This is a genomic window from Nocardia pseudovaccinii NBRC 100343 (assembly GCF_001613225.1).
Taxonomy (GTDB): domain Bacteria; phylum Actinomycetota; class Actinomycetes; order Mycobacteriales; family Mycobacteriaceae; genus Nocardia; species Nocardia pseudovaccinii.
In genome coordinates this window covers 1-3,292 of sequence record NZ_BDBY01000060.1, presented here as the reverse complement: position 1 = coordinate 3,292, position 3,292 = coordinate 1, and the positions used below count along the sequence as shown (strand labels likewise).

At 68.1% G+C, this 3,292-nt stretch carries 3 protein-coding genes; 2 read left to right on the top strand and 1 reads right to left on the bottom strand.

Features of this window, described 5'->3' with window-relative positions; translation table 11 throughout:
* The first annotated feature begins 54 nt into the window (after positions 1 to 54).
* The gene (locus NP3_RS07180; RefSeq protein ID WP_063039029.1) at positions 55 to 1,227 is read left to right on the top strand and encodes a GuaB3 family IMP dehydrogenase-related protein; all 1,173 of its coding nucleotides are present in this window, start codon (positions 55 to 57) and stop codon (positions 1,225 to 1,227) included.
* 90 nt (positions 1,228 to 1,317) lie between these two features.
* On the opposite strand, the gene NP3_RS07175 is transcribed toward NP3_RS07180, so the two are convergent.
* Positions 1,318 to 2,118, bottom strand: a complete 801-nt coding sequence (locus tag NP3_RS07175; protein WP_063039027.1) for an alpha/beta fold hydrolase — start codon at positions 2,116 to 2,118, stop codon at positions 1,318 to 1,320.
* A gap of 143 nt (positions 2,119 to 2,261) precedes the next feature.
* Between NP3_RS07175 and guaA the strand changes: the two genes are divergently transcribed.
* Positions 2,262 to 3,292, top strand: a 1,031-nt coding sequence (gene guaA, locus NP3_RS07170; protein WP_063039025.1) for a glutamine-hydrolyzing GMP synthase, incomplete at its 3' end; no start/stop codon positions are given.

Here is a 3,292-nt window from a genome sequence, read left to right as displayed (position 1 = left end):
GAGCCCGCGAACACGCCGCGCCGCAGGCGCGGCCAAAGATACAGAGGAGCAAGCGTGCGCGACATGGTCGAGATCGGTATGGGTCGGACCGCCCGGCGTACCTATGAACTGGACGATGTCGATATCGTCCCGTCGCGGCGGACTCGTTCGTCGAAGCAGGTATCGCTGGCGTGGCAGTTGGACGCCTACCGGTTCGAGATCCCGTTCCTGGCGCACCCGACCGATGCGCTGGTCTCGCCGGAGTTCGCCATCGAACTCGGCAGGCTCGGCGGACTCGGCGTCATCAACGGTGAGGGGCTGTGGGCCCGGCACGCCGATGTCGCCGCGAAGGTCGACCAGCTGCTCGAACTCGTCGCCAAGGGCGGCTATGAGCGGGCCGTCGGGCTGCTGCAGGAACTGCATGCCGCGCCGATGCAGCCGGATCTGCTGGCCGCCGCGGTCGCGCAGGTGCGGGCCGCCGGTGTGACGGTGGCGGTGCGGGTGAGCCCGCAGAACGCCCGCGCGCTGACCCCGGCGCTGCTGCAGGCCGGTATCGACCTACTCGTGGTGCACGGCACCATCATCTCCGCCGAACACGTCGGCGATGGTGAGCCGTTGAACCTCAAGACGTTCATCGCCGAATTGGATGTGCCGGTGGTGGCCGGTGGCGTGAGCGATCACAAGACCGCGCTGCACCTGATGCGCACCGGCGCCGCGGGCGTCATCGTCGGCTACGGCTCCTACCCCGGCGCGACGACCACCGGCGAGGTGCTCGGCATCGGGGTGCCGATGGCCACCGCCATCGCCGATGCCGCCGCCGCGCGTCGCGACTACCTGGACGAGACCGGCGGACGCTATGTGCACGTGATCGCCGACGGTGATATCGCCACCTCGGGTCAGTTGGCCAAGGCGATCGCCTGTGGCGCCGATGCGGCAATGCTCGGCGTCCCGCTTGCGCTGGCCGCCGAGGCACCGGGCCGCGGCTGGTACTGGCCGTCCTCGGCCGCGCATCCGTCGGTGCCGCGCGGTTCGCTGCTGCACGTGGAGGATCCGTGGGATCTGGGCGGCGAGCTGTCCGGTGACACCGGCGAGTCGGTGCGTCCGAGCCTGGAGCGTGTCCTGTACGGCCCCTCCGACGACCCGTTCGGCTCGCTGAATCTCGTTGGCGGCCTACGCCGCTCGATGGCCAAAGCAGGCTACTCCGACCTCAAGGAATTCCAGCGCGTCGGCCTCAGCGTCCGCGCCTGACCCCACCCCCTCGGCTCGTCGAGCGTAGTCGAATGGTGGTCGTCGAGGCAGTTCGCAGCCGCCATTCGACTACCGTCGGCGCACTATGGGTCAGTGGGTGTGGGTGGGTATGGAACGGGCGCGGAGGAACTGCTGGATGGCGTGATTCACTGGTTCGGGGTGGGTCATGGTTACTGCTAGGCGCGCGCCCGCGATTTCGACGAAGGTCGATGCGGTGAGATCGGTGGCCAGCTGCTGGGCGCGCTCGCGGGCGATGCCGCTGTCGGCGGCGTGAATCACCAAGGCGGGGCAGGTGATTTCGGATAAGCGATCCGAAACCGAATCGCGGCCGAGCAGACAGCCCGCGGCGACCTCGATGCCCTGGCGGTCGCGGACCAGCCAGCGTTTGGTCCAGATCGCCCGGTACCACTCGTCATCGCCGATCAGCCAATACGCGAGCTGTTCGACGGCCTCCTGCCGGGAGCCGTCGTCGTACCACTCGTCCAGGAATTTCTGGGTCGCGGTGGATTGCTCGGGTGTCGGGCCGTGCGCCTCGGTGCTGATCAGGATCAGTGCGGAAACCCGCTCGGGTGCGATGAGCGCGGTGCGCAGCGCGGTGAATCCCCCTTGCGCGGTGCCGCCGAACACGGCGCGTTCGGCGCCGAGATGGTCGAGCACGGTGAGGGCGTCGCGCGCGGCGGTCCAGTAGGTGAACGGTAGCCCCTGGTCCCTGGTGCGGCCGTGTCCGCGCGCATCCCAGGACACGATCCGGAATTCCGGTGCGAGCGCGGCCATTTGGGATGCGAACATCGTCCGGTCCATGAAGAATTCGTGCGCTAGTAAGACCACCGGACCGTCGCCGCCACTGTCCTCGTAGTGAATGTCGGCGTCTATCGCGCGGGCGAAGGGCACGGCATGAGGATAACCAGCAGTGTGGGGGCGCGCGGGAGGATTTCCGCCGCTGGCATCAAAGCCTCGCTGGCGCTCGGCTCCGATGCCAGCGATGCTGCTGTGCCGATGGTTCGCTCGCTGCGCTCGCTCACTAAACTGTTCGAGTGGCAGAAACTCAGAGACCGGTCCTCGTCGTCGACTTCGGCGCACAGTACGCCCAGCTGATCGCCCGGCGGGTCCGTGAATCGAGTGTGTATTCGGAGGTGATCCCGCATACCGCCACGGTCGACGAGATCGCCGAGAAGCAGCCGCTCGCGGTGATTCTGTCCGGCGGACCATCCAGCGTGTACGCCGAGGGCGCACCGCAGCTCGACGCGCGGCTGTTCGATCTCGACATTCCGGTCTTCGGCATCTGCTACGGCTTCCAGGCCATGGCGCAAGCGCTCGGCGGCACCGTCGCGCATACCGGCACCCGCGAATACGGTCGCACCGACCTCGATATCGATGGCGGTCTGCTGCACGGCGGCCTGCCCACCAGACAGCCGGTGTGGATGAGCCACGGAGATGCGGTCACCGACGCGCCCGAGGGCTTCGAGGTCACCGGAACCAGCGCGGGCGCTCCGGTCGCCGCGTTCGAGAACCGGGCCCGCAAGCTGGCCGGTGTGCAGTACCACCCCGAGGTACTGCACTCGCCGCACGGTCAGCAGGTGCTCAGCCGCTTCCTGCACGAACTCGCGGGCATCCCCGCCACCTGGACCCCGGCCAATATCGCCGAGTCGTTGATCACTTCGGTGCGCGAACAGATCGGCGACGGCCATGCGATCTGCGGGCTGTCCGGCGGTGTGGACAGCGCGGTCGCCGCAGCGCTGGTGCAGCGCGCGATCGGCGACCGCCTGACCTGTGTGTTCGTCGACCACGGCCTGTTGCGGGCGGGGGAGCGCGAACAGGTGCAGCAGGACTTCGTCGCCGCGACCGGCGCCAAGCTGGTGACCGTCGACGCGGTGGACAAGTTCCTAGGTGAGCTGAAGGGCGTCACCGATCCGGAGGAGAAGCGCAAGACCATCGGCCGGGAGTTCATTCGGTCGTTCGAGGATGCGGTCTCCGAGGTCGTCGTGGAACAGAGCGGTGGCACCAAGCCGGAGGTCGAGTTCCTGGTGCAGGGCACGCTCTACCCGGATGTCGTCGAATCCGGTGG